Source organism: Acinetobacter sp. ATCC 27244 (assembly GCF_000156555.1).
In the GTDB taxonomy this organism is placed as follows: domain Bacteria; phylum Pseudomonadota; class Gammaproteobacteria; order Pseudomonadales; family Moraxellaceae; genus Acinetobacter; species Acinetobacter haemolyticus.
Genome location: NZ_GG665959.1, coordinates 68,965 through 94,720 on the forward strand (window position 1 = coordinate 68,965; position 25,756 = coordinate 94,720).

23 protein-coding genes are annotated in these 25,756 nt (G+C 41.2%); 12 read left to right on the plus strand and 11 right to left on the minus strand.

Annotated elements, in window-relative coordinates:
• Window positions 1–190: 190 nt before the first annotated feature.
• The 3 genes from phoR to HMPREF0023_RS10875 all read right to left on the minus strand — a co-directional run bounded on the left by phoR (window position 191) and on the right by HMPREF0023_RS10875 (window position 3,193).
• Complete coding sequence (gene phoR / locus HMPREF0023_RS10865) at window positions 191–1,546, minus strand: phosphate regulon sensor histidine kinase PhoR (protein ID WP_004641648.1); 1,356 nt, start codon at window positions 1,544–1,546, stop codon at window positions 191–193.
• Window positions 1,547–1,554: 8 nt separating this feature from the next.
• Window positions 1,555–2,265, minus strand: coding sequence for a phosphate regulon transcriptional regulator PhoB (gene phoB / locus HMPREF0023_RS10870; RefSeq protein WP_004641646.1), 711 nt, complete (start codon window positions 2,263–2,265; stop codon window positions 1,555–1,557).
• A gap of 250 nt (window positions 2,266–2,515) precedes the next feature.
• Window positions 2,516–3,193 (minus strand): TetR/AcrR family transcriptional regulator, encoded by a 678-nt coding sequence (locus HMPREF0023_RS10875; RefSeq protein ID WP_008942114.1) that lies wholly within the window; start codon window positions 3,191–3,193, stop codon window positions 2,516–2,518.
• Between the two features lie 304 nt (window positions 3,194–3,497).
• Between HMPREF0023_RS10875 and HMPREF0023_RS10880 the strand changes: the two genes are divergently transcribed.
• Window positions 3,498–4,325, plus strand: a complete 828-nt coding sequence (locus HMPREF0023_RS10880) for an SDR family NAD(P)-dependent oxidoreductase (protein ID WP_005088723.1) — start codon at window positions 3,498–3,500, stop codon at window positions 4,323–4,325.
• 46 nt (window positions 4,326–4,371) lie between these two features.
• Here the strand turns inward: HMPREF0023_RS10880 and HMPREF0023_RS10885 are convergent, their stop codons facing one another.
• Together HMPREF0023_RS10885 and HMPREF0023_RS10890 are read right to left on the minus strand one after the other, a co-directional pair.
• Window positions 4,372–5,739, minus strand: coding sequence for an MATE family efflux transporter (locus HMPREF0023_RS10885; RefSeq protein ID WP_008942115.1), 1,368 nt, complete (start codon window positions 5,737–5,739; stop codon window positions 4,372–4,374).
• 100 nt (window positions 5,740–5,839) lie between these two features.
• A complete protein-coding gene (locus tag HMPREF0023_RS10890) occupies window positions 5,840–6,994 on the minus strand; it encodes a methionine aminotransferase (RefSeq protein ID WP_008942116.1) in 1,155 nt (384 codons plus the stop codon).
• Window positions 6,995–7,313: 319 nt separating this feature from the next.
• Here HMPREF0023_RS10890 and HMPREF0023_RS10895 point away from each other — a divergent pair, with 319 nt between their 5' ends.
• Window positions 7,314–7,754 carry a hypothetical protein gene (locus tag HMPREF0023_RS10895; RefSeq protein WP_008942117.1) on the plus strand — a complete coding sequence of 147 codons (441 nt, stop codon included), beginning with the start codon at window positions 7,314–7,316 and terminating at the stop codon, window positions 7,752–7,754.
• 99 nt (window positions 7,755–7,853) lie between these two features.
• On the opposite strand, the gene HMPREF0023_RS10900 is transcribed toward HMPREF0023_RS10895, so the two are convergent.
• The 3 genes from HMPREF0023_RS10900 to HMPREF0023_RS10910 are packed head-to-tail and all read right to left on the minus strand — an operon-like array spanning window position 7,854 to window position 10,302.
• Complete coding sequence (locus HMPREF0023_RS10900) at window positions 7,854–9,161, minus strand: DUF445 domain-containing protein (protein WP_008942118.1); 1,308 nt, start codon at window positions 9,159–9,161, stop codon at window positions 7,854–7,856.
• A 17-nt stretch (window positions 9,162–9,178) separates the two neighbouring features.
• A complete protein-coding gene (locus HMPREF0023_RS10905; RefSeq protein ID WP_004641631.1) occupies window positions 9,179–9,736 on the minus strand; it encodes a CC0125/CC1285 family lipoprotein in 558 nt (185 codons plus the stop codon).
• Between the two features lie 26 nt (window positions 9,737–9,762).
• Complete coding sequence (locus tag HMPREF0023_RS10910) at window positions 9,763–10,302, minus strand: DUF924 family protein (protein WP_004641629.1); 540 nt, start codon at window positions 10,300–10,302, stop codon at window positions 9,763–9,765.
• 183 nt (window positions 10,303–10,485) lie between these two features.
• Between HMPREF0023_RS10910 and gshA the strand changes: the two genes are divergently transcribed.
• Together gshA and HMPREF0023_RS10920 are read left to right on the plus strand one after the other, a co-directional pair.
• A complete protein-coding gene (gene gshA / locus HMPREF0023_RS10915) occupies window positions 10,486–12,063 on the plus strand; it encodes a glutamate--cysteine ligase (RefSeq protein WP_017396323.1) in 1,578 nt (525 codons plus the stop codon).
• A gap of 71 nt (window positions 12,064–12,134) precedes the next feature.
• Entirely contained in the window at window positions 12,135–12,632 is a 498-nt protein-coding gene (locus tag HMPREF0023_RS10920) for a disulfide bond formation protein B (protein WP_004641623.1), read from the plus strand.
• Between the two features lie 59 nt (window positions 12,633–12,691).
• On the opposite strand, the gene HMPREF0023_RS10925 is transcribed toward HMPREF0023_RS10920, so the two are convergent.
• On the minus strand, window positions 12,692–14,038 hold the full coding sequence (locus HMPREF0023_RS10925; RefSeq protein ID WP_004641622.1) for a hypothetical protein: 1,347 nt from the start codon (window positions 14,036–14,038) through the stop codon (window positions 12,692–12,694).
• A 262-nt stretch (window positions 14,039–14,300) separates the two neighbouring features.
• Here HMPREF0023_RS10925 and HMPREF0023_RS10930 point away from each other — a divergent pair, with 262 nt between their 5' ends.
• From HMPREF0023_RS10930 to urtE, 8 genes are all read left to right on the plus strand, one after another.
• Window positions 14,301–14,909, plus strand: coding sequence for a YqiA/YcfP family alpha/beta fold hydrolase (locus tag HMPREF0023_RS10930; RefSeq protein ID WP_004641619.1), 609 nt, complete (start codon window positions 14,301–14,303; stop codon window positions 14,907–14,909).
• Window positions 14,906–16,789 (plus strand): DNA topoisomerase IV subunit B, encoded by a 1,884-nt coding sequence (parE, locus tag HMPREF0023_RS10935; protein ID WP_008942121.1) that lies wholly within the window; start codon window positions 14,906–14,908, stop codon window positions 16,787–16,789. Before HMPREF0023_RS10930 ends, parE begins: the two co-directional genes overlap by 4 nt.
• Window positions 16,790–17,013: 224 nt before the next feature.
• Window positions 17,014–18,354, plus strand: coding sequence for an MATE family efflux transporter (locus HMPREF0023_RS10940; protein ID WP_026056251.1), 1,341 nt, complete (start codon window positions 17,014–17,016; stop codon window positions 18,352–18,354).
• A 267-nt stretch (window positions 18,355–18,621) separates the two neighbouring features.
• Window positions 18,622–19,899 carry an urea ABC transporter substrate-binding protein gene (urtA, locus tag HMPREF0023_RS10945; protein ID WP_008942123.1) on the plus strand — a complete coding sequence of 426 codons (1,278 nt, stop codon included), beginning with the start codon at window positions 18,622–18,624 and terminating at the stop codon, window positions 19,897–19,899.
• Window positions 19,900–19,990: 91 nt separating this feature from the next.
• A complete protein-coding gene (urtB, locus tag HMPREF0023_RS10950) occupies window positions 19,991–21,625 on the plus strand; it encodes an urea ABC transporter permease subunit UrtB (RefSeq protein WP_008942124.1) in 1,635 nt (544 codons plus the stop codon).
• Window positions 21,626–21,629: 4 nt separating this feature from the next.
• Window positions 21,630–22,700, plus strand: a complete 1,071-nt coding sequence (gene urtC, locus HMPREF0023_RS10955; RefSeq protein WP_008942125.1) for an urea ABC transporter permease subunit UrtC — start codon at window positions 21,630–21,632, stop codon at window positions 22,698–22,700.
• A complete protein-coding gene (gene urtD / locus HMPREF0023_RS10960; protein WP_004641608.1) occupies window positions 22,701–23,528 on the plus strand; it encodes an urea ABC transporter ATP-binding protein UrtD in 828 nt (275 codons plus the stop codon).
• 10 nt (window positions 23,529–23,538) lie between these two features.
• Window positions 23,539–24,237 (plus strand): urea ABC transporter ATP-binding subunit UrtE, encoded by a 699-nt coding sequence (gene urtE / locus HMPREF0023_RS10965; protein WP_008942126.1) that lies wholly within the window; start codon window positions 23,539–23,541, stop codon window positions 24,235–24,237.
• Window positions 24,238–24,263: 26 nt separating this feature from the next.
• Here urtE and HMPREF0023_RS10970 read toward each other — a convergent pair whose 3' ends face one another.
• Together HMPREF0023_RS10970 and HMPREF0023_RS10975 are read right to left on the minus strand one after the other, a co-directional pair.
• Window positions 24,264–25,001, minus strand: a complete 738-nt coding sequence (locus tag HMPREF0023_RS10970) for a hypothetical protein (RefSeq protein WP_008942127.1) — start codon at window positions 24,999–25,001, stop codon at window positions 24,264–24,266.
• 80 nt (window positions 25,002–25,081) lie between these two features.
• Window positions 25,082–25,630, minus strand: coding sequence for a GNAT family N-acetyltransferase (locus HMPREF0023_RS10975; protein ID WP_008942128.1), 549 nt, complete (start codon window positions 25,628–25,630; stop codon window positions 25,082–25,084).
• Between the last annotated feature and the right edge of the window lie 126 nt (window positions 25,631–25,756).

A 25,756-nucleotide genomic window follows, 5' to 3' on the forward strand; every position in this document is an offset into this window, starting at 1 on the left:
TTTTAGTTTGATGATCCTCATCCCATGTTATACCTTTGTGTATAACTATTTCTTTGATCATATTTTTGGCTTACCGAGCCATTTACTTGAAGCAAAACAGTTGAATCCAATAGTAAATAATTAATTCAATCTAAAAAACAAAACAGCCGATCTGTCTAGATCGGCTGTCTGTAGTTATTCAACTGTCCATTTATCCAATATAGAGACGTTCTTTCGGAAAAACGGCTGTAAAAGTTGAGCCTTCATTTTCTTTGGAGCTAATTTCGAGATGTGCACCGTGTTGCATCAATACGTGTTTCACAATCGCAAGACCTAAACCCGTTCCACCTGTTTGACGGCTACGTGCACTATCTACACGATAAAATCGCTCAGTTAGACGAGGTAAATGTTTCGGATTTATTCCAATGCCATTGTCTTGAACGGTAAAATAGGCTTGATCGCCATCCTCATGCCATCCAATGGTAATAATGCCACCTTTGGGCGTGTATTTAATCGCATTGGTAATGAGGTTGCTGAAAGCACTGGCAATTTCCATGTCTGAACCGATCAGATCACAGTGACTATCAATATCTAAGTTGAGTGTGTGACCATAATCAAGATTGTAGGCACGAGCATCATCAAATAATTGATTCATCAAATTTGCCATCTCAATAATCTGATTTTTTGCAACTTTTTTATTATTTTCGAGATTGGACAAGAGCAGTAAGTCATTAACCAATGCATTCATACGTTTGGTTTGTGACTGCATTTGAGTAAAAGCACGTTTCCAGCGAGGGGTGATATCGTCCTGATCAGTAAAGGTTTCGATATAGCCACTGAGTACGGTCAGGGGGGTACGTAACTCATGTGAAATATTATCAACAAAGTCCTTACGCATTTGTTCAAGATTATGCATGCGGGTGATGTCATGTGCGACCAAAAGACGGCTTTCCCCCCCAAAGCGGGTAATTTTGACTTGCACATAACGCTCTTCATCCATTTGTGCTTGTAGACGGATGCCATCGGGTGCTTGATCACTATGGTTAAAATATTCAATAAAATTGGGTTGACGCAAGATCGACAGCAAGTTACGCCCACGATCCATTGGATTGATACCCAATAATTTTTCTGCGGCTGGATTCCACCATTCGAGCTGATGTTGATCATCAATCAAGACAACAGCTTCTGCCAACGCTACCAATGATGATTGTGCACGGTCAATCAAACCTACCATTTCGGCTTGTACAATACGTTCTTGGCGTTGAGCGCGATAAACGTTGAACAATAATGCACCCCAAATCCCATTCAGATTCGGTGGCATATCGTAAGGACGATTAGAGATCCATTCATTGACGAGATAAAGTGAGCGAAGCTGTAGGATGAAAAACACCACAAAAGCGACGAAAATACAGCTCCAAAAGTATCCAACTCCAAATCCGATTAAGCTCGCAATCAATAAGAAAAACAATAATAGTCTTAAATCTTGTTTTGCAAACGTCCATAAGCTGCTGTATTGAAAACGTTGATGTTCGCGCGCCAGCTCAGGGACGGGATATGGTTCATACATAAAGGGTTTTAACCTGCTGCCAAATCAGCTCGTGTAGAGAAACGATAACCTGTGCCACGTACCGTTTGAACAAAGCGATCAACACCAAAAGGTTCTAACACTTTACGTAAACGACGAATATGCACATCAATGGTACGGTCTTCAATATACACATTTCCACCCCATACTTGGTCAAGTAATTGGGCACGTGTATAAGCACGTTCTGGATGTGTCATAAAGAAGGCCAATAAACGATATTCAGTTGGACCCATATCGAGAATACTCTCACCAAAGCTCACACGCTGACTCACTGGGTCTAGCATTAAGCCATTGGCATCAATCACTTTTTCACCGCTCAGTGCATTGGCACGACGCAACACCGCTTTGATACGAGAAACCAGTTCGCGGGTCGAAAAAGGTTTGGTCATGTAGTCGTCTGCACCTGCATCCAGACCTTGAACCTTATGATCTTCTTCACCACGAGCTGTGAGCATGATCACAGGGATCTCTGCCAAGTTCTCATCTCGTTTCAAGCGACGGCACAAATCTACACCACTTACGCCACCTGGCAGCATCCAATCCAGCAAGATAAGAGCAGGACGCTGATCAACGATAATCTGATGCGCTTGCTTAGCATCCTCAGCTTGTAAACATTGGAAGCCAGCCATATCCAAAGAGGTATGGATCATTTCGCGGATCGGTAGCTCATCATCGACAATTAAAATATAGTCATCTTTCACAGCGCAATACCCTCAAAATCTGTAACGGTTAACCGTTTTGTTGTTATGACAGGCTTATTACAAAGATTAATTATGACAATATCATTGCAAAAGGGTAAATAAAGTCGAATTTAGCAATAAATTGTGACAATTGTGGGGCAGAGGAGTGACTAATTGATGACAGTTTGCTTGAAATTAAAACAAATAAATTCATCTGTTTAACATCGCTGTCTTGTAGCAGTTACATTTGTCACAAAACTGTAAAACGATTTTAATTTTTTTGTGTCGTGTTTTCAATAAATGATAAAAACACCGCACAACAGGCATTTAGGACGTCTTCCAATGGCTGTTTAAAGCCTTCTGATACCCAACGGATAATAATATGAGTCACATAGCCATTTAAACCTGTCGCCATCAGAGATACCTCCTCAGTGGTTTGCGGCACATTGGGCATCGTGATCATCACAAAGCCTTGAATAATCCGATCAAATTGCGTCAGCGTTTCTTGGATTGTCGCTTGATTGTGTAGGTCTTGGACGAGCATTGCATCGATGTAAATAATTCGTGCCATGCGTGGATCATCTTTAATGGTATTCAGTAGCGCAGATAACCCTGCTGTGACCATATTTTTCGGTTCAGGCGCAGCCATGAGTACAGCTTGGGTCAAACAGCTCTGCATTTTACTGATCATGCGTAAAAAAACAGTTTGGAAAAGTTCTTCACTCTTTTTAAATGACTCATAAAAATAGCGTTCAGTGAGTTTTGCTTCGTTACAAACATCTTTGACGGTCACAGAGAAAAATCCTTGTGTCCCATACATCGCAATACCTGCTTCGATCAGTTTTTCCCGACGAGCTTCTTTGCGTTCAGTTAAAGACAGACCTTTGAATTGACGCTCTTTGGTTTCGTTCGTTTTTTTCTTTGTATTGGCTTGCTTCTCAGTTGTCATCGAAAAACCGTTCCCTAAAAAAGTCTATATATCGTATGTCTAGCAGCGCTTAGATTGCAAACTGTTTAAAAATAATATGTCTTGTTTCTGTCGCTTTAGCCAATAACACGATGTATGACTCAAATGCCAACAGACCTTAGAACGAGCATTTATGACAAGCATTATGTTTGTTCTTGCCATTTGTCTTAAAAGCATAGTGTACTATATTGACAACATGTATTGTCAAAATTATATTGGTTACAAGTTAAACGGCACATGATCTGAGCGAATATGTGCATATCATTCGCAATACAAAGGATAGGCAATGAAAAACTTTAAAAATAAAGTCGCAGCGATCACAGGTGCTGGCTCTGGGATTGGACAACAACTGGCACTTTTGTTGGCTCAACAAGGCTGCCATTTGTCATTGAGTGATATCAATGACAAAGGTTTGGCACAGACTGTTGAGCTGGTTAAACAATATCCAGTTACTGTCACTACCAAAGTTCTTGATGTTTCTAACCGTGATGCGGTGAAACAATGGGCACAAGATACCGTACAAGATCATGGCTCAGTGAATATGATCTTCAACAATGCGGGTGTTGCATTAGGCTCAACAGTAGAAGGTGCAAGCTACGAAGATCTAGAATGGATCGTTGGAATTAACTTTTGGGGCGTGGTTTACGGTACTAAAGAATTCCTACCATTTATTAAACAAACTAAAGATGGCCATATCATCAACATCTCTAGTATTTTTGGCTTAACCTCACAACCGACACAGTCTGCATATAATGCGACTAAATTTGCGGTGCGTGGTTTTACTGAATCGCTTCGCCAAGAGTTGGATATTGAGAAAAGTGGTGTAAGCTCACTTTGTGTACATCCGGGTGGTATCCGTACCAATATTGCAAAAGCTGCAAAAATGAATGACAGCTTAAAGAGCTTAGGGATGGATCCAAGTAAATCAATTAAGCAGTTTGATAAGTTCTTGCGTACCCCACCTGAAGAGGCGGCTCGTCAAATCCTTCAAGCCGTATTGAAAGATAAACGCCGTTTATTAATTGGAACAGATGCTCGTATCGTCGATTCATTCCAGCGTTTATTCCCAACAGGCTATCAACGTATAGCGGCTTTTGCCACCAAAATGCTGTAATCGCTACGTTACTTCAAGAAAGCCATTCCAAGTCGAATGGCTTTTTTTAAATCAAAACTTTGATTTTCCCTTTCTTCCAAACGAACTGATAATACGTGGCTTGGAATACACATAGGCAGACAAAAGCCAAAGCATAGGCCATCCAAATGCCTGTTAGTCCCCATAGTGTGGTAAACCAATAAGCACATGGGATCTCGATCAGAAGGATGGTAAAGATATTAATCAACATCGGTACAGTAACCGTTCCGCTGGCACGCATAATTGAAGCAAAAATCGCACTTGCACCAAAAAACAGCAATGACCATAACACGATAAATAATAGCTGCTGCCCCAAAACGACCACTTCAGGATCGGTAATAAACAGTGCCATTAAATATTTGGAAAATAGATAGCCTAAAGCAATTAAGCTACCTGTAAATAGGAAGTTCATGCTTAATGCAGTACGAGTAACGCGACTGAGTAGCTCTGCTTTTCCTGCACCGATGGCTTGTGCTGCGAAAATAGAGGCGGCAATGGCGATGGAAAGTGCTGGAAATTGGATATAGTTCAGAACTTGGTTGACTGCGCCATAGGCTGCGGTCGCATTTGCACCATAACGATTGACTAAGCCAATAATCACCAAACCAGCCAATGATGTGGTGACCATTTGAATCCCTGTAGGAATACCTAATTTTAGGATGAGTTTGCTTAACTCTGCATCATGACGCAGATGTTGTAAAAGTTGACGATCGATTTTGAGTGGATGCTTTTTATAATTCAGATAAAAACCCAAAAAAATCAGCACTGCCAAATAACCGATAATACTGGCGATTGCGGGTGCAACAATACCAAGCGCAGGAAAGCCGAAATAACCTTTTAGCAGTATGGGGGTGACGGCTAAGCCAATCAAACTGGTTAAACCCAATGCAATCAGTGGCGTTACGCTATCACCAACACCGCGTAAGATCGAGGTATAAATAATATATACAAAAAGTAATGGGCTACCTGCCATCATCCATTGCACATAAGGCAATGACAGATGCATCACAGTAGGATCAGTACCTAGCAGGATTAAAATATGTTCGGCAAAGAACAACCCGAGGATGGCAATAATACTGCCCCCAATTAAGGTCATAAACAGGGTAGAGCCAATAACGCTACGCACTTTTTCTAGGTTCTGTGCACCCCATGCTTGTCCAATTAAAACGGTTGTTCCAGCAGAAAGTCCAATAATAAAAGCAAGCAAAAAGAACAAGACCGGAAAATATACCGAGACAGCAGCAACAGCATCTACCCCCATCATTTGACCTACAAAGATAGTATTAATCGTTCCCGACAAATTTTGTAAAATATTGGTTGCAATCAGTGGGACGAGAAAAACAAAAAAGGTTTTCCATAGATTGGGTTGCATCACCAAAGGCTGGTGTGGTGTCATTCAAATTCCTTGATACTTCGTCCCGAAAATGGATCTGCTGTGTTTTCAACATAGCATAAGCTAGCATCAAGTTATGAGGATTCCGTTGATTTTTTGTTGATTAACACCGCATTAGGATGTCACCTGCTCGTTGAAGCGTTTCATCTGTCTTGGCAAAACAAAAACGAATCAGTCTCAGTGATTTAGGGGCTTGTCGATAAAATACGGAAATAGGGATAGCTACAATTTTATGTTGCTCTGCCAAGAACTGACACATGGCCACATCGTCTAAATCTGGACGGATGGCAGAGTAGTCCAAACTTTGGAAATAGGTACCTGGTGAGGGAATAAAATTAAAACGAGAATTTTGAATCTGTTGATTAAATAAATCACGCTTGGTCTGATAAAAATCAGGCAGTGTTTGGATATGCTCAGGATGGTGTTGCATATAATTGGCGAGTGCGATTTGACAAGGCGTGGTACCACAGAAATTGGCAAATTGGTAAATCTGCCTGAACAACTGCATTAACTGTGGTGTGGCTACACAATAACCAGTTTTCCAGCCCGTAACATGAAAGCTTTTGCCAAATGATCCGATGACAAAACTACGTTCGCGTAATTCTGGAAAGTGCAGTGCGCTGTAATGTTTCTGTCCATCAAAAACGAGATGTTCATAAACCTCATCGGAAAGCACCACAATATTTTTATCTTGAATCAGTTCAATCAATTGCAGCCAGTCTTGTTCTGACCAAATTGCACCTGTTGGATTATGTGGTGTGTTGACAATAATCATACGGGTTTTGGTATTGATGCTGTCTTTGACCTTTTGCCAATTCACTTGAAAGCTGGGTGCATCTAAATGGATATGAACAGATTTTCCGCCTGCAAGCTGTACCGCAGGTGCATAACTGTCATAGCTTGGATCAAAAATGATCACCTCATCATCGGCATGAATACAGGCTTGGATCGCACAGAAAATCGCAATGGTTGCACCCGGAGTAATCGTGATTTCAGTGATAGGATCTAGTTGCAATTGATCACGTAGTAAAAATTGCTGTGCCATTTGCTCACGTAAAGCCAATACACCATCTCCAGCAGGATATTGATTGTATCCATCGAGGGTGGCTTGACTGAGTGCTTCAAGTAGCGCCTGTGGAGCAGGAAAATCAGGAAATCCTTGTGATAGGTTCAATGCATTGAGCCTATGAGCGAGCTCAGTCATCACGCTAAAAATGGTCACGCCTTGACGAGGAAGTTTTGACTGAAGCTGCAACATTGCTTTTAACCTAATTTACGTTTTATTTTGATGTGATTGTATCGAGATAAACGGTCATTTTCCAAATGGTCGATGCCAAAGGAAAAAGTTGCGCCTTTCACTTACTATCTTAAAAAATGTGTCTTATATCAATAGAAAGATAGAAAATGTGCCTGTATAAAAACAATAGTGACGGAATTGGTCTTTTTTTATTTAAATTTGTCAAATAAATTGTTATTTTTCAACTATATAAGGTGTTTTAATTTTGATCTTTAAGCGATATAATTTATAGCGAGTGATTAAAATAAATACGAATTATTGTGAAATAGGACATTCAGAGATGGACAATTTCGATCTAAAAATACGCTACCCACATCATATCGATTTAAAAGATGTCGATCAGTTCGAAGCATTGAATACGATAGGCGTATTAACTCGCTTTGATAGAATGGCTTGGAAACAACTCTTAAGTCGTTGGTTACAGTTAGATGGAGCAAGTCCGACTTTTACGATAACAGATGGAAATACGGAACATACGATTGAAATTATCTTGAATACTTATTCTTCGTCTCAAGAGCTGAGCTTTATCGTAAAAACGGACATTTCAGTGGTGGTACCCAAAAAACAAGTTTTTGGATTAATTACCTTTCAAGCCAAAGAAAGAATTCATTTTAATCAAATTTCATTGGCACAAGTGAAAACGTACCTGACCGCATTTTTGAAGCAAGATACCGATACTTTGGTACGATACTATCAACAAAGTAAACAATTGGCTTGTTGATCTATTTCACCATGAACGGTTTACAAGAGTTAGCCCTAATCATATGCGCGTTAGGGCCGAATACGGCAAAAATGAGATATCTTGCGGTATGCCTATCCTTTACAGAACATTTTCAACAACGGCACGTATGATCCCTAAGATCAAACCGATAAACGTACCAACAATCACGCCATTCACACGAATCATGTGTAAATCACCGCCAACTTCACTCTCGATTTTGGCAATCATTTCTCGTGAATCCCATTCATGGATTCGTTCACTGATATAACGAATAATTTTATCGCTGTATTGTTCACTAAAATTGGTCGCTAAACCCACCATTTTAGTATTGAGGACTTGGCGAACCTTATCATTTTGGATCAAGCTCACCCCAAGTTGCTGGATTGCAGCTTGTAAATTGGTGGCAATACCGGAATCTTCCTGCATCAAATCCGTTTTGATTGCATCACATAAGATTGCGATTGCACCTGTAATAAAATTCAAAACCTGCGGGCTGTCGAGTAATGCATCTTTGCCATTGTTTAAACGTTGGCTGGCTTCACTGTCATTGTCTGCAAGTTCCAACATCAGTTTATGGGTTACAGCTTCAATATCCTGTCGCCACGGATGATCTGGATTGGCAAGCATGGATTCAACTCGTTCAATCAGTGAGTCAATGGTACGTTGTTGTACGTCGATACCAATCCAACTTGCACCTTTTGCTAATTTCCACACCCCTAGCTCTTTAAATAATGTCCGTGATAATTCGCGTGCTTCTTCGGGATGAGAAACCATCCATTCGTGAGCAACATCCAAACCTCGCTGTAATACATCTTGATGGAAATCATTATCTAAAACGGCACGTAGCATCTCACTGGCTAGGGTATTGATTTTGGTACTGCGAACCCATTGCACACTGTTATTTTGGACAAAATTTGCAATTTGATCTTGACTGACAAACTCAAAAATTTTCGGCACCGTTTGCTGAATGATCTGTACCACTTGCCCGTTATTTTTAGGATTGGCAAGCCATTCACCCACTGCCAGACTGATATCGGTGTTTTGTAGGCTGCGCTGTACAATCACAGGAGAGAGGAAGTTCTCTTGCACAAAACGTCCCATCGATTCAGCAATACGTGCCTTATTACGTGGAATAATCTCGGTATGGTCACGTAACAATTTCGGTAGGGGCATTTTTCCAAATGGGTTGCGGAATAATACCGTGACGGCATACCAGTCTGCTAACCCTCCGACCACACCCGCTTCAGCACCTAACATGAAGATATGGATGAGCCATTTATATTCAGGTAGAAAGTGCGCCACAATCATGAGAGCAACCCATGCCGAGACAGCAATAATCAAGGCGATGGTGGCAAAGTTTTTACTTCTTTGCAGACTTGGGACGTGGATTTCTTCGGCTGAAGTCATTGAGTCATCCTATTCATTCATTTTTTGTTTTGAGGTGAGGCAGGTGGCTGCAACACTTCTCCTGTTGGACTCAATCCGTATTTTTGACCTAAGGATTGTAGAATTAATTGCGCATCAAAGGCATCAGGCGATTGCTGTTGAGTCTTGAAGCATTCGATAGTATACGACACTTGGATTGGATCAAGATTGACCACTTGTGGCATATCATAGAATGGATCCGGCCAAAACGCAGGGTGGCGACGATAATAACCATACGGATAATAAGGTCGACTTGGATAAATCACCGCTTGGCGTTGCTCTTTAATACGTGCATTACTCGGATCATCAACGACAGTGAAAAATCTGAAACCATTTTTTACCGTGGTCTGAGCTGCTTTTAATAAAGTGATTTCTTCCGCTGTACCATAACTCAGATTATTTCCTGCTTGGAAGCTGATACGAAAGCTTTTGTTATTTAATGGATAAGCGGTAAATTGACCGAGTTGATCAAACGTCTTGGGTTGTTTAGGAACAGTTGCACATCCTGCAAAGGTCAGTGCGATGAGTACAGGCGTACACATTAATAACGATTTCATTTGTTATTCCTCTCTGGAAGATCGGATCAAAAGTGGCTGTCCGGTTGAGTTAGAAATTCAAGTTCTTCTGCTGTTGAAACTCGACCAAGTGCCGCATTACGATGTGGATAGCGTCCAAAACGATCAATGATCACTTTATGCTTTTCTTCGAAGCTTAAATTGATGGGATTGCCTAAACGTTGAAATAACGCTAGGGCATAATCGTGAATCATTTTGGACTCACTATGCATAAACGGCATGTATAAAAACGAGCGTTGTTCGGGGCTCAGTTCAGTGTCGAGTTGCAAACTAATTGCCTCTTGTGCCAACATCAGTGCCATGCTGTCGTAAGCAAAAGCTTGGGCTTGATCTCGATATAAGTTGCGAGAAAATTGATCTAAAATAATAATTTCAGCCAAGCGTCCTTCAGCAGTTTGACGCCAAGACCAAAGTTCTGCTTGTGCAGCTTGATGATGGATTGATTGAAAAAGCTCACGAATTTTGGCATCAAAGGCATCACTTTTAGCAAACCAAAGTGGTTGATGATCGGGAGTAAACCAAAAATTTAGAATGTCTTGTGCTTGCATAAGAAGTTATCCATCAGCAGAATTATTTTTTAATAAAATCACAATTTCGGCATGTCTTAAATAACAAGTTTGTGATAAAAATTGCCAAATTAAATCAGCTGACTAGATGGCAATAGTCGTTATAATTGACAAAAGCAAGCCACTACGCAGTGTTTGGCCAGTGAATCAATGAGCATATATATTATGAATCAACCCAGCGCACTTTCTTCCTCTGTGATACCAACTTGGGTAGATGCTTCGCAATTGGCAGGTATGTTACGTGGTATCGAGCGTGAAAGTTTGCGTATGCAAAGCAATGGATTTTTATCACAAAAAAACCATCCGATTGCTTTAGGCTCAGCACTGACACATCCGCACATCACGACAGATTATTCTGAAGCATTAATGGAATTTATCACGACACCGCATAGTACGATTGCGGCTGCGTTAGATGAGTTGCGTGATATTCATCATGTGGTGCATCAGCATTTGCAAGACGGGGAAAAGTTATGGCCGCTTTCCATGCCATGTATGTTGGATGATCATGAAGAAAATATTAGATTGGCGCAGTATGGTACATCCAATATTGGTCGTTTTAAAACTTTATATCGTCATGGTTTAGGTGTGCGTTATGGTCGCCGTATGCAGACTATTTCAGGTGTACATTATAACTTGTCTTTTCCCGATCAACTGTTTGAAGACCTACAACAGCATGAAACCAATGCTGAATTAAAGCAGCTCAGTTTGCAGGATTATCGTAGCCATCGTTATTTTGGTTTGATTCGTAACTTTATTCGACTGACGCCTTTAGTGATGTATTTATTGGGCGCTAGTCCATCCGTATGTCGTTGTTTTTTGACCGGTCGTGAGCATCATTTACAAGCATTGATCAAAGGGACATTGTATTTGCCAGAGGCAACGGCCTTACGTATGGGACGTCTAGGGTATCAGAATTCAGCCCAAAAGCAGCTTGGTATTCACTATAACGATTTGCATGATTACTTAGAGGGTTTACAAAAAGCTGTGCACACACCGTATCCTCAATTTACAGCCCTAGGCTTAGATGATGAGCAAGGTGAGCCGATTCAAATCAATGATCATGTTCTACAAATTGAAAATGAATACTATAGTTTGATTCGCCCAAAACAAGTACCAGAACAAGGTGAGACACCTTCCCAAGCGTTAAAAAATCGTGGTGTGGGTTATGTAGAGTTACGTGCCGTGGACGTCAATCCTTATCGTGCGATTGGTATTGATGAGACTGCAGCTGGATTTTTGGAAAGTTTAGCTTTGTATTGTTTGTTGAATGAAAGCCCTGAATTGTGGGCAGATGAACAAGATCAGATAGATCTAAATCAAACCGAAATTGTCAATCGAGGGCGTGCGGCAGACGCCAAAATTAAAGATGGACCGATTGAGGTACCTTTCCAAGATTGGGCACAACGTCATCTTGGTCAGATTCAAGCCTGCGCGATTTTATTGGATCAAATGGACCGCACTTCACTATACCAAGATGCTGTACAGGTGATGCAACACCGCTTGTATCAGGTTGAAAATACGCTTTCGGAGCAGGTAATCAATGATACCTTGCAACATGGAGGGACATGGAACTTTGGTAGTATCATGGCTCAACAGCATGTACAGGATTATGAGCAGCACCAAATCAGTTTAGAAAGAAAACAATATTTCGAACATTTGGCACAAACTTCGTTGCAAAAACAGTCTCAACTCGAACAAGATAATCACATGAGTTTTGCAGAATATCTTGCACAATACCGCTAGGGTCTGTCGATATTTTATCGTAAGGGTGATCATTCTTATTGCGACAGAGGACATTTTTTAGAGGATTTTCCATGCGCTGGAATTACCGTTTAGTCAGTGCTGTATTGGTACTGACGAGCATTATTGGGCTCGCATTTGCATTATATTTAGAACATGTGCAAGGTCTTGAACCTTGTCCTTTATGTATTTTCCAGCGAATTGGTTTAATTGGCATGGGTTTAATTGCATTAGTTGCATTTATTCACAACCCAATTTCAAACTTTTTTAAGCGCTTTTATGCCTTGTTGGCAACTTTAGCGATTGGATGGTCGGCTGGCGTTGCCGCACGGCATGTATGGTTACAACATTTACCACCAGATCAAGTACCGAGTTGTGGACCAGGCTTAGACTATTTGGTTGATGTTTTGCCGATGAAAGCGGTTTTGCAGCAAGTGCTGTCTGGCTCAGGAGAGTGTGCCATGATTGATTGGAGTTTTCTGGGACAATCACTACCTGTTTGGTCTTTGATCTATTTCAGCCTGATCCTTGTGATTTGTTTATGGCAACTCTTTAGAAAATATCCTGCTTAATTGGTAAAAAAGCCAACATGATGTTGGCTTTTTTATTTGGATAAAATTTGGAGCACTGTTTAGGTTTCAACAATTCCTTCCAGATCTTCAAAGCTATGATTATTTGGAATATTAATGAGATGGGTTTGAACACCTGCTTCAACCTTATCACTCACATCTGGATATAACCAACGGGTAATTTGCTCCGCGACACTGGAGTGGTATTGAATCTCAAAATGGTTCAAACCATAGAAAACCGCTTTATGTGTATCAGGAAGTTTAAGTTGGAAGCGAGGATTTGGGTGTTCACCTAAAGCACTTTTAACACTCACCAAATAGTCACCAATTACGGTGAGTGCTTTGGTTCTAAGCTTTTCGAACTCGAGTGTACCGGCGATGAGGAAGGTGTTGATATGTGATGGTAATGGTGCTGGCTTACGATTGTCATCTTCAAAACCAATCCGTGCATCATTATGTTCCCAGTCATCATCACGTACGCTACCGTGACGTAAATCTAAAATCCCATTACTGCGAATATTGACCAATTGACCGATAAGGCTAATAAATGGAAATGCGCCGAGTTTATCTTGCAGAATGAAACCAAAACGTTCAAGTACTGCACCATGATGCGGTGAGCCAATACAGACCAAATTTTCAACCATGTGAACCCATTGGCATAGGTTCTGCTTACCATAGAACAAAGCACTACGAGAGACTAATCCTCCCATACTATGCCCAATCAAATCGATACTGGTGATGCGTGGATTACGTTGAACTAAATCTTCTAGCACATTAGCAAAGCTACGACCATTGGCTGAAATACGACGCCCTGTATTGTAGTTGAGATACAGCATGGTGTTGTTATCACGTTGCGCAAGCAAGCGTTCACCAATGCCACCATAGCGATGATTCGACCAAGTTAAATGGTTCATACAAAGACCATGTGTCAAAATGACTACACGACCTGTGAGTTCACCTTGTTGTAATGAACCATAGTGATCATACAGCACCATAGGGAGTGCCATCGGGTTATGCTGTTTTAAGAAAAAATCACCAAAGATTCCATTGAGTGCGCCGACTACAAAGTGTAAAGAAGGACTCAACGGCTTGTCATGCAGCACTGGAAATTTTGCAATGACTCTGCGCAAGTTTGGTGCAAGGAAGCTAACGCCGTATTTTTGAATCGCGACATAGGAGAATTGGTAAAATCTCTGTAATTGTGGGTGCTTTTGTAATTTTTTGGCCTTTTGTGCACTCAAACCAAGCGTTGTCCGTAACACTTCAGTTTGTACCAATTGCACTAATTCGTGCACCCCACTTAAGCTAGTGCTTACGAGTTGTGCCAAACCTTCCAAAACATCCGCCTGACTGGGAGGGGTACTGTCCCATTTACAGTAGGTTTCATGTAGAGGTGTTAAACTTGGCATATTGATTTCCTCATCCTTGATATATACCGAAGGTTTGAAGTTATTGACCTAACATTGTTTAGATAAACTACAGCAAACGCATGCATCTTTTCTTGTTTCAACAGTATTTTTTTTAGAATACTGATGAACGGTGCAGAGTATCGTTTTTTGTGTCTGACAATTTCGGGCTTATCTGTAAATTATATTGTTATTTGTTTATCAATTGTGATTGATAATGTGATCTATTTGGCTTTAAGTCAAGCAAATGACGCTGTAGGTGCGTATGCAAATTATTTATTTACATGGTTTTCGAAGTAGCCCAAGGTCAATAAAAGGGCAACAGTTGTATCAATATTGTGCAAATTACGATCACATTCACGTGCATTTGCCTGATTTAAATCACCCACCACAACAGGTTTTGAAGCATCTTTCGGTATTGGTGGAAAGTTTACCACTCGATCAAGTGGTATTGGTGGGGAGCAGTTTAGGGGGATTTTATGCGACCTATCTTGTCGCAAAATATGCATGTCCTGCTGTTTTGATCAATCCTGCTATGCGACCATGGCAGCTGTTTCAAGATTTATTCGGAATTGAACAGATTCCACTCAAAGTGACCGACGCATGGACACTTGATGTCGATCAATTGCAGCAATTACAATCGATTGCTGAGACCAGCTTAGCGCATGCTGATAAAATTCTGGTGCTATTGCAACAAGGTGATGAAGTCTTGGATTATCGTCAAGCACAAGGCTATTATAGTGCAGCGCATCCATCATCATTGATTTTAACCGACGCTAATGGTAATCATGCAATGGATGATTTTGAAGAAAAATTACCTCTAGTACTCGAATTTTTATCGGCAGCCCTGCAAAAAGGAAATCAGACCAAGTGACACAATACACGGCACAATCTCTTGAAGTTCTTTCTGGTTTAGATCCTGTTCGTCGTCGTCCCGGAATGTACACCGACACCTCACGTCCAAACCACTTGGCACAAGAGGTGATTGACAATGCCGTCGATGAGGCACTTGCCGGTCATGCCAATCAAGTGACGGTTACGGTTTATGAAGATGGTTCATTATCGGTGGAAGATAATGGTCGAGGAATGCCAGTTGATATTCACCCAGAATATGGACAAAGTGGTATCGAAATTATTCTGACCAAGCTCCATGCAGGCGGCAAGTTCAGTACAGATAACTATCAGTTCTCAGGTGGTTTGCATGGCGTTGGTATCTCTGTGGTCAATGCTTTATCTACACGGGTTGAAGTCGCTGTACAACGCCATGGTAACTTGTATCAGATGGCATTTGAGCAAGGTGAGCCTGTTGCGCCATTATCTGTTTTAGAAGGCAAAGTGGCGAAACGTGCGACGGGGACAACGGTACGTTTTTGGCCAGAAGCGAAATATTTTGATAGTCCTAAGTTCGCATTAAAAGCGCTTAAACATAATTTAAAAGCCAAAGCGGTTTTAGCAGCAGGCTTAAAAATTATTTATGACGATAAAATCAATAATGAAAAGATTGAATGGCAGTTTGAAAATGGTCTAGTCGACTATTTGATGGATGAACTTGAAGATCGTGAAATTTTGCCAGCCCCTGCTTTTGTGAGCAGCGGACAAGCGGAACGTGCTGCTTGTGAGTTTGCAATTTGCTGGAATGTTGAGGGTGGTGAACAGATTCAGGAAAGTTATGTCAACTTGATTCCAACTGCACAAGGCGGCACCCACGTTAATGGCTTACGATCTGGTGTGACAGAAGCGTTGCGCGAGTTTTGTGAATTACGTAATTTATTGCCGCGCAATATGAAGCTATCTGCGGAAGATGTGTGGGATGGGGTAAATTTCATCCTGTCATTGAAATTCCAAGAGCCTCAATTCTCAGGGCAGACCAAAGAACGCCTATCCAGTCGTGAAGCTTCGAATATTGTTCTCAATATTGCCAAAGATGCATTTGCATTATGGTTAAACCAACATGCCGAGATCGCGACTCAATTAGCTGAAATGGCAATCGCCAAAGCGGGACGCCGTTTAAAAGCAGCTAAGAAAGTTGAACGTAAGAAGATTGTGGCTGGTCCAGCATTACCTGGAAAATTAGCAGACTGCGTGGGTTTAACCCGTGAAGATAGTGAACTCTTTATCGTCGAAGGGGATTCTGCTGGTGGTAGTGCTAAACAAGCACGAGATAAGAATTTCCAAGCGATTATGCCGATCCGTGGCAAAATCTTAAATACTTGGGAAGTATCTTCGGATGAGGTATTAGCATCTCAAGAAGTACATGATATTGCGATTGCGATCGGGGTTGATCCTGGCAGTGATGATCTATCAGAACTACGCTATGGAAAAATTTGTATCCTTGCTGATGCGGATTCGGATGGACTGCACATTGCAACATTATTGTGCGCTTTGTTTGTGAAGCATTTCCCGACATTGGTAGAAGAAGGCCACTTATATGTTGCTATGCCGCCGTTATATCGAATTGATATCGGAAAAGATGTGCACTATGCATTGGACGATGATGAGTTAGAAGCGATTCTAAAAAATATTAAAGGCAACAAGAACCCACAAATCACGCGATTCAAAGGTTTGGGTGAGATGAACGCCAGCCAACTACGTGAAACTACCATGGATCCAAATACACGTCGTCTAGTGCAGTTGGACTTGGATGATGCACATTTAACCGCTGGTTTGCTGGATAAGTTACTTGCGAAAAAGCGAGCGGCTGATCGTAAGCATTGGTTAGAGCAAAAAGGCAATTTGGCAGATATTGCGGTTTGATTTGAATCGATTTTTGTTTAGCCCAGTTTATCTGGGCTTTTTTATATCTTCTTAAAAAATATGAATTCATAAGCATAAGAATAAATATGGAACGCTATTTGCTTTTTATCTATTGGTAAAATTTTATCTAACATTTGAAGCGCATTGATCAAAATGGGTTGTTTGTTTTTAAGATTTTAAAACTCAAATATATCAAAGTCTTAATTGATAATAGTGAAAATATAATGAAGCGTTTTTTAAGTATTTTTTTTCCAATTTTGTTTAGTAATACGATTTTCATTTTAAGTGGTGTCATCGATACAGCTTTTTTATCCCACTATAGTCATGTGCATTTAACAGCTTTATCCGTTTCGCTCTCAGTTTACATGATTGTTTTCGTCGTGGGTTATGGCTTATTACAGGGCATGTTTCAAATCCTCGCTGAAGAAAAAGGGCGGGAAATAAACCAACAGAAATTAACCAATGTCGTGTGCTTGGCGGTATTAATTGCAGCTGTTTTTAGTGTCTTTGCGATCGTTTTGATCAACCATACCGAGCGTTTATTAACTTTTTTTCAAGCATCAGGCACGGTTCTATTGTTGGTGAAAAATTGTTTGATGATTTTCTCAGTAGATCTGGTAGTGCGGCTATGTTGCCGTATTTGGACCATACAAATACAGGTTTTAGATCGTCCTATTATCGCAACCTATATCGGCGTTATTTTTTTATTGATTAAGTTGCCACTGTCCTATGCTTTGATCAATGGAGTGGCGTACTTTGATATTGCGCCTTGGGGTGTCTATGGTGCTGTATTTTCGACATTGCTTGGCGATAGTGTGATGTTGATATTATTGTACGGCTATGTACGCGGTAAAGCTGTTTTTAAACTTGATCTGAGTCGCTTTTCCTTTAGTTATGAATTGTTGATCCGTTTTCTTCGAATTGGAATACCCACCGCACTCATGATCGTGATTGATGTGATTGCGTTTATGGCCATCTCGATTTTAGCATTACCACTTGGAAGTATCGCAATTGCCTCACATCAGGTCATCGCAAGCATTTGTTCCATGTTATATATTTTACCTGCTGCATTTTCTGTCGCATTCAGTTTGATGTTATCTGAAAAAATTGGCGCTCAACAGAAGCGAGTTGCTTTGCTTTGGTCAAAAAAAGCTTTTCTACTTATATTAGTTTTTGCTGTCACCTTATGCGGCGTATTATTGCTTCTTCGAGATGAATTCATCGCACTGTTTACCCAAGACCGAGCCGTCATTCAGATCACAATTTCTCTTTTTATACTAGGAATACTGTTTCATTTAGCAGATGCGATGTTATGTATTTTTGCGACAGTATTACGCTGTTGGGGAATAACGATTGTACCGAGTGTGATCTATAGCACTTCATTGTTGTTATTCGGTTTAGTTGGTGGGCAGATATTGGCATATTGGGGAATCAATTGGCGGTTTTTTGAGGTTGCTCCATTAGGTATTTATGGGTTTTGGTTGGCTTTGATTGGCTCTTATAGTTTGGCTGTAGTGATGTGTGCTTTATGTTTTAAATATAGAAACGTCACATGGATTCGTTAATAAAAATCTATTATGAATTTATTTAATTCGTTCGATGATAGGTTTAAATTTTCTTTGGCTTATCTCGGCATTAAGTTTTTATGAAGATCAAAAATGCATCATTTTAGTTCACTGCGTATTTTTTGTATGCAATGTTGTATACAAGATTGGATTTTTGTAGAACAATTCTTATAAAAACATATATAAAACAATATATTAAACTATTGGCATGAAAATTGAATAACTCCATTCAGTCAAAATCACAAGATCAAACTGTGGAGAACAAAGATGCAAAATAAAATGATGTCAATGTCTGTACTGATGGCTACCATGATGGGGGTGGGGCTTGTGGGGTGTTCAAAGCCAGCCGAGAAAACAGAACAGAGCACAACCGAAGCAAAAGTTGCACCAGCAAGCGGTGAAACCATTAAGGTCGGAATTTTACATTCACTTTCAGGAACGATGGCGATTTCTGAGACCTCACTGAAAGACACAGCCTTGATGACCATTAATGAGATCAATGCCAACGGTGGGGTTTTAGGAAAAAAATTAGAGCCTGTGGTGGTAGATCCTGCATCAGACTGGCCGCTATTTGCTGAGCGTGCACGTCAGCTCATTACTCAAGATAAAGTTGCCGTGATTTTCGGGAGTTGGACATCAGTATCGCGGAAATCAGTTCTCCCCGTCGTTGAAGAATTAAATGGTTTAATGTTCTACCCTGTGCAGTATGAAGGTCAGGAACAATCTAAGAATATTTTCTATACTGGCGCAGCGCCAAACCAGCAAGCGATTCCTGCGGTTGAATATTTAATGAGTGATGAAGGGGGCAAGGCTGAACGTTTTGTCTTACTTGGCACAGACTATGTTTACCCACGGACCACCAATAAAATTTTACGTGCTTTCTTGAAGTCTAAAGGCATTGCCGATGCGGACATTATGGAAGAGTACACCCCATTTGGTCATAGTAATTATCAGACTATCGTTGCCAATATTAAAAAGTTTTCTGCAGGTAAAAAAACCGCAGTGATTTCGACCATCAATGGCGATTCAAACGTACCATTTTATCGTGAACTGGGTAACCAAGGGATTAAAGCCGCTGATATCCCTGTCATGGCATTTTCGGTGGGTGAAGAAGAGTTACGTGGTATTGATACCAAACCATTGGTGGGGCATTTGGCAGCATGGAATTATTTCATGTCAGTCAAAAATCCAAAAAATACTGAGTTTGTTAATAAATTTAAGCAATTTGCTGTGGAATACAAACTTCCAAATGCCGATAAAGTTGTGACTAACGATCCGATGGAAGCAACCTATGTTGGGATCAATATGTGGAAGCAAGCAGTTGAAAAAGCGGGGACTACAGATGTCGATAAAGTCCGTGAAGCAATGGCAGGACAGACTTTCGCAGCGCCGTCAGGTTATACCTTAAAAATGGATGAAAGCAACCATCATTTACACAAACCTGTGATGATCGGACAAATTCGTGCAGATGGGCAATTTGACGTGGTTTATAAAACACCAGAAACCATCAAGGCAGAGCCTTGGAGTCCTTATATCCCAAAATAAGCTTGTTCTAAAACCTGCTATTTCGATGGCAGGTTTCTTCATTTTCTTTTTCGGTTCTTCGTAAAATCTACGATCCATAAGGGCGAGTCGTATGGCAAAACACTATGTTTTAGCATTGCTCTGCGTGATGACACATTTTTTTTGTAGTCTTGCATGGGCAGAGCAAGATCCTTTAGCAACCACTCCTTCAATTGAGACGACTGTTGCAGCTCAAGATGCGATTCAAACCTTCGTTAAAGCTGATTTTGCAACACGTCGTGCCATGCTGAATCAGTGGCCAGCCAGTATTGAACAGCTAGACCAGCTTGTTGCGTATATTGACCAAAATGAGTTGTATACCGATCGTGCGGGACAGACTTACATTTTACAAAATGATGAGGTCTTACTCAGTTATCCTGCCAAACAGGTATTGGAAGATTGGCCCGCCGATTTATCTCAAGTTACTTTGGTCAATACCTTACGCAAAGCGCTTAATTTCGGACAAGCCAAAGCGAAACTCAATTCAGAAGATGCATCACAGCGTTTGGCAGCCGTTGATATTTTGGAAAATAACTTGGCTGAAATTGATGTCACAATGGTTAAGCAACTCTATCTCAACGAGAGCAACAACAAAGTCAAAGCACGTTTAGCACAACTTAAAGCACGTTTAGAGTTTAAAGATGCGGATGTATTTGGAAAAATTGCGGCGGTCAATGTTCTCGCTGAATCGAATCGTCCTGATGTATTGGCAATGATTGAGCAAACCTTAGAACAGCCGATTGCCAACCAAGAATTACAAACGGCTTTGTTGGATGCCAAGAGTAAAATTAAAACCAGAATACAAGCCAGTGAATGGTCTGGACATGTGTTTTCAGGTTTAAGCACCGCCAGTATTTTATTGCTTGCAGCACTTGGTCTCGCTATTACCTATGGATTGCTGGGTGTGATTAATATGGCACATGGCGAATTGATCATGATTGGTGCATATACCACTTACGTTGTACAAAGCTTTTTCAAAACCCATTTTGTTGGTTTAGTCGATTGGTATTTACTGGCTGCGATTCCTGCTGCATTCCTTGTTAGTGCGCTGATCGGCATGCTGATTGAACGTACGGTGATCCGTCCTTTATATGGTCGTCAGCTTGAGACTTTATTGGCGACCTTTGGTGTCAGTCTGATTTTGATGCAATTGGTACGTATGGTTTTTGGCGCACAAAATGTCGAAGTTTCGAATGTGTCATGGCTCAGTGGTGGTATTGCACTTACGCCGAGTTTAATGTTGCCTTATAACCGCATTGCGATTATTGCATTCACCATTGCAGTTTTACTGTTGTTGGTGTTCTTACTCAATAAAACCCGTTTCGGATTATTCGTTCGTGCTGTCACACAAAACCGTCAGATGGCGCGTGCAGTGGGGATTCGTTCAGCGCGGATTGACATGCTGGCTTTTGGTCTCGGTTCTGGTTTGGCTGGCTTGGCGGGTTGCGCATTGGCACAAGTGGGAAATGTAGGACCTGATCTTGGGCAGAACTATATTATCGATGCGTTCCTCGTGGTGGTCGTCGGTGGTGTGGGGCAAGTGTGGGGCGCAGTTTTGGCAGCACTTGGTTTAGGGATCAGTGGCACGGTGTTGGAAATCGGCATGGGTGCTGTATTGGCAAAAATTATTCTACTGGTACTTGTGATTTTGTTTATCCAAAAACGTCCACAAGGTTTGTTTGCCATCAAAGGCCGTTTTGTGGAGTAAGCCAATGAAAATGACAACAATGTTTTCAGATCAGCCATACAGTGCGGTTGCAATCGGTCTGTGTTTCGGGGTGTTGCTACTTTTACCATGGCTGCACCTGCTTCCTCCGGATTCAGCATTTTACTTATCCGCGTATTGGGTCACCCTGATTGGCAAAATTATGTGCCTTGCTTTAGTGGCATTGGCATTGGATTTGGTGTGGGGCTATGCTGGTATTTTGAGTTTAGGGCATGGTTTGTACTTCGCACTGGGTGGTTATGCTTTTGGCATGTATCTGATGCGCCAATCTGCAGGCGATGGCTTACCCGATTTTATGCGGTTTCTCAGCTGGACTGAATTGCCGTGGTATTGGACAGGAACAGAACATATTCTCTGGGCAATGGCACTGGTGATTTTAGTCCCTGGAATTGTGGCCTTTATTTTTGGTTTCTTTGCATTTCGCTCCAAAATCAAAGGCGTGTATTTCTCGATTATTACTCAGGCAATGGTGTTTGCCGCAGCACTCTTGTTCTTCCGCAACGAAACAGGCTTTGGCGGAAATAATGGTTTTACAGGTTTTAAAACCTTATTGGGTTTTGATATTACCTCTGCACCGATGCGTGCCACCTTATGTTTTGTAACTGCTTTGGTATTGATGCTGTGCTTTATTGGATTACGTCAATTGATGAACCGTCCTTATGGTCGTGTACTCGGTGCAATCCGTGACAGTGAAAACCGTTTGCAATATTTAGGTTATCGTACGCTGTGGTACAAACTATCAGCATGGGTGCTTTCGGCTGTGATCGCAGGGATTGCAGGTGCGCTCTATGTACCGCAAGTTGGCATCATCAATCCGAGTGAAATGAATCCTGTCAACTCGATTGAAATGGCCGTGTGGGTTGCTGCGGGTGGGCGTGGTACCTTGATTGGCCCAATTTTAGGTGCAGGTCTGATCAATGCTGCTAAAACCTATTTCACGGTAGCTGCACCTGAAGCATGGCTGCTGATCTTGGGCGCATTATTTATTGTGGTGACTTTATTCCTTCCTAAAGGTGTCATTGGTTTGTTTGACCGCTTTAAAAAGGAGCGTAATTAAATGAGTGATTTACACAACAACTCAGCTCAACATGGTGGTCAACTGGGTGAGGGCTACGGACGCGCCAAAACACAAGGTGCAGACTTTAGTCATGGTATTGCCTTATATCTGGAAAAAGTCAGTGTTTGGTTTGATTCATTTCGTGCTCTAAATGATTTATCGCTGTATATCGCAGAGGGTGAGTTGCGTTGCATTATCGGGCCAAATGGTGCAGGTAAAACCACGTTGATGGATGTGATTACAGGCAAAACCCGTCCAACCACAGGCACAGCATTTTTCGGGCAAAACTATGATCTTGCCAAAATGAGCACCGAGCAAATTGCTGAAGTGGGCATTGGACGGAAATTTCAAAAACCCACTGTGTTTGAAAATTTCACCGTGATGGAAAACTTATTGCTGGCTGCGCCACGAGATAAGCGAGTGAAAAAAAGCTTGTTTAGCCGACTTGATCCAGAAGCGCAGTTGGCACTAGATGAAAGTTTGGAGCAAATTCGTTTAAAGGAATTTGTACAAAAGCCTGCAGGGTTATTGTCTCATGGTCAGAAGCAATGGTTAGAAATCGGTATGTTATTGATGCAGCGACCAAAACTGATTTTATTGGATGAACCTGTGGCGGGGATGACGGATGCAGAAACTGAACGAACAGCCGAACTATGTTTAGAACTTAAAAAGAATCACACCTTAGTTGTGGTTGAACATGATATGAGCTTTATTGACACCATCAGTGAGAAAGTTACGGTCTTAGCGCAAGGTGCAATCTTAGCAGAGGGCACATTGGCAGAGGTACAAGCCAATGAAGATGTGATTGAAAAGTATTTAGGACGCTAGGAGGACTGCCATGTTAGAAGTGAAACAAATTAACCAGTTTTATGGTGGCAGTCATATTCTGCGTGATGTGTCTTTATCTGCGCCTGTAGGAGAATGCAGTGTGGTTCTTGGGCGTAATGGCGTGGGTAAAACCACGTTATTAAAGTGTTTAATGGGGATTCTGCCGATTAAATCGGGACAAATTCTGTTAGATGGAAAAGATATTGCCAAGATGTCGCCTGAGCAACGAGTACGTGCGGGCTTGGCCTATGTGCCACAAGGGCGAGATATTTTTTCGACTTTGACGGTAGAGGAGAATATTTTAATTGGAATGGCGAAATTTTCAGGGGCTAAAACACGAAAAGTGCCGAGTCATCTGTATGATATTTTTCCTGTTTTAGATGAAATGAAGCATCGCCGTGGTGGTGATTTGTCAGGTGGTCAGCAACAGCAGCTCGCTATTGCTAGAGCTTTGGCCTCTGAACCTCGGGTTTTGATTTTGGATGAGCCAACTGAAGGGATTCAACCCTCGATTATTAAAGATATTGGTCGAGTGATTCGTAAATTGGCAGATCAGGGGGAGATGGCAATTGTGTTGGTTGAGCAGTTCTATGATTTCGCTGAAGAACTTGCTGATAATTATACCGTCATGGCACGTGGCCAGGTGATTGCACAAGGACAAGGTACGGATATGCCTGAAAAGGGGATTCGGGAGTTGGTTGCGATTTAATAAAAGCCTCGTAAGAGGCTTGTGGCTTATTTATTTTCCACTTTATAGAACGTCCCACCTGCATAAACATTGTGTCCAAAGCCACAGCTTGAATTACCGTTGTTTTGCTCGACCTGAATTTTTTGTCCATTCTGTGTGTCATTCAGAAATTGCAGTTTGATTTGACAGTCTTCGTAACGATAATTGGCCTGTTTTGCAGTAATTGGCATCGTGGTTTCAAATGAACCTAGGTTGGGACCATAAATAAGTCCACGTAGTCCAAAATAGTAACCTTCAAAATCAATAAGATATCGATTCTGTTGTTTTTTAACCGTAATGTAATCCCATTGCCCAAAACCATTGGCGCGGACATAGTTTCCTTGTAGATCAGTCGATAATTGGGGTTTGGGTAATTGTTTTAAGTTGTATTGACTGGTTTTAGAATCTTTATCTCGTAAAAACCAGACTCTTGCCCATTGCGGTTTACCCAATTTGGCATAACTGAGTCCCACATTATTATTGGCGATTTCAACATCTCGGTCAGTAATCTTGATCCCACTTTCTTCTGCATTCAGTTGGCAGAAGTGTGCCCATGCGGCTTGATTCTCAAATTGTTTTGCTGCCTTAGCATATTGTTTTTGGTCATAAAACCTCTTTCCTACCTGCGCATAATTTTTGATTTTGGCACAGCCTTGTTGTAATTCTTGTTGATAAGATGATTCAGCAAAACTTGTGGTAACTGCAAATGCGCTACTTATCGCAATATATAGTGATATTTTTCTCATCTTATTTATCTTTCTACACTCGGATAATTGTCATTCTAACCAGCCAAATCACAGGACAGCAGTGCTGTATTGTTAAATTTTTATGGCGTATTTAATTGTAGTTGCATCAGGACTAAATCACGCCATTGTCCAAATTTTTGTCCGATCTGAGGCATATAGCCAGTTTGGATGAATCCAAGTTGCTCGTGGAGCACGATTGAACCCCGATTTTCACTATCTATGGCAGCCACCATCATATGCATATGCTGTTGAGTCGCAAGATGAATCAGCTGTTGCATCAAGGCTTTACCAAGCCCTTGGCGTGCATAACTTGGGTCAATAAACACTGAATGTTCAACGCTGTGTCGGTAACCACTAATCGAACGGAATGCTGAATAATAGGCATAACCCGCAATTTTTTTCAGATGCTGATCTTCAACCACAATCATCGGAAATTGCTGCTGTTGTAAATCTTGGAAGCGTTGCTGATAGTCTGTCAGGGAAACGGCTTGATCATTCCAGTTGGCTGCACCCGTGATGATTTCATGATTATAGATAGCCAAAATCTGCTCAAGGTCATGAATTGTTGCCAAGCGGATCTTGTAATACTTATTGAATATGTGAGGCATAAATTGAGTAGAAATAGGCATAGGTTATAGGTTGAATTAGGTGGAAGATGAATTCGAATCAGTGAATTGATTTTATTTCACATTGTGTTACTGCCGCATAGATTATGATGAGGCGGATTGTTTGTGTATAGGGAATCTCTTACTTTT

Excerpts from the sequence above, each read along its gene's own strand:
- phoR (WP_004641648.1), bottom strand. The coding sequence starts at position 1,546 with ATGTATGAACCATATCCCGTCCCTGAGCTGGCGCGCGAACATCAACGT.
- HMPREF0023_RS10875 (WP_008942114.1), bottom strand. The coding sequence starts at position 3,193 with ATGACAACTGAGAAGCAAGCCAATACAAAGAAAAAAACGAACGAAACC.
- HMPREF0023_RS10880 (WP_005088723.1), top strand. The coding sequence starts at position 3,498 with ATGAAAAACTTTAAAAATAAAGTCGCAGCGATCACAGGTGCTGGCTCT.
- HMPREF0023_RS10885 (WP_008942115.1), bottom strand. The coding sequence starts at position 5,739 with ATGACACCACACCAGCCTTTGGTGATGCAACCCAATCTATGGAAAACC.
- HMPREF0023_RS10890 (WP_008942116.1), bottom strand. The coding sequence starts at position 6,994 with ATGTTGCAGCTTCAGTCAAAACTTCCTCGTCAAGGCGTGACCATTTTT.
- HMPREF0023_RS10895 (WP_008942117.1), top strand. The coding sequence starts at position 7,314 with ATGGACAATTTCGATCTAAAAATACGCTACCCACATCATATCGATTTA.
- HMPREF0023_RS10900 (WP_008942118.1), bottom strand. The coding sequence starts at position 9,161 with ATGACTTCAGCCGAAGAAATCCACGTCCCAAGTCTGCAAAGAAGTAAA.
- HMPREF0023_RS10905 (WP_004641631.1), bottom strand. The coding sequence starts at position 9,736 with ATGAAATCGTTATTAATGTGTACGCCTGTACTCATCGCACTGACCTTT.
- HMPREF0023_RS10910 (WP_004641629.1), bottom strand. The coding sequence starts at position 10,302 with ATGCAAGCACAAGACATTCTAAATTTTTGGTTTACTCCCGATCATCAA.
- gshA (WP_017396323.1), top strand. The coding sequence starts at position 10,486 with ATGAATCAACCCAGCGCACTTTCTTCCTCTGTGATACCAACTTGGGTA.
- HMPREF0023_RS10920 (WP_004641623.1), top strand. The coding sequence starts at position 12,135 with ATGCGCTGGAATTACCGTTTAGTCAGTGCTGTATTGGTACTGACGAGC.
- HMPREF0023_RS10925 (WP_004641622.1), bottom strand. The coding sequence starts at position 14,038 with ATGCCAAGTTTAACACCTCTACATGAAACCTACTGTAAATGGGACAGT.
- HMPREF0023_RS10930 (WP_004641619.1), top strand. The coding sequence starts at position 14,301 with ATGCAAATTATTTATTTACATGGTTTTCGAAGTAGCCCAAGGTCAATA.
- HMPREF0023_RS10940 (WP_026056251.1), top strand. The coding sequence starts at position 17,014 with ATGAAGCGTTTTTTAAGTATTTTTTTTCCAATTTTGTTTAGTAATACG.
- urtA (WP_008942123.1), top strand. The coding sequence starts at position 18,622 with ATGCAAAATAAAATGATGTCAATGTCTGTACTGATGGCTACCATGATG.
- urtB (WP_008942124.1), top strand. The coding sequence starts at position 19,991 with ATGGCAAAACACTATGTTTTAGCATTGCTCTGCGTGATGACACATTTT.
- urtC (WP_008942125.1), top strand. The coding sequence starts at position 21,630 with ATGAAAATGACAACAATGTTTTCAGATCAGCCATACAGTGCGGTTGCA.
- urtD (WP_004641608.1), top strand. The coding sequence starts at position 22,701 with ATGAGTGATTTACACAACAACTCAGCTCAACATGGTGGTCAACTGGGT.
- urtE (WP_008942126.1), top strand. The coding sequence starts at position 23,539 with ATGTTAGAAGTGAAACAAATTAACCAGTTTTATGGTGGCAGTCATATT.
- HMPREF0023_RS10970 (WP_008942127.1), bottom strand. The coding sequence starts at position 25,001 with ATGAGAAAAATATCACTATATATTGCGATAAGTAGCGCATTTGCAGTT.
- HMPREF0023_RS10975 (WP_008942128.1), bottom strand. The coding sequence starts at position 25,630 with ATGCCTATTTCTACTCAATTTATGCCTCACATATTCAATAAGTATTAC.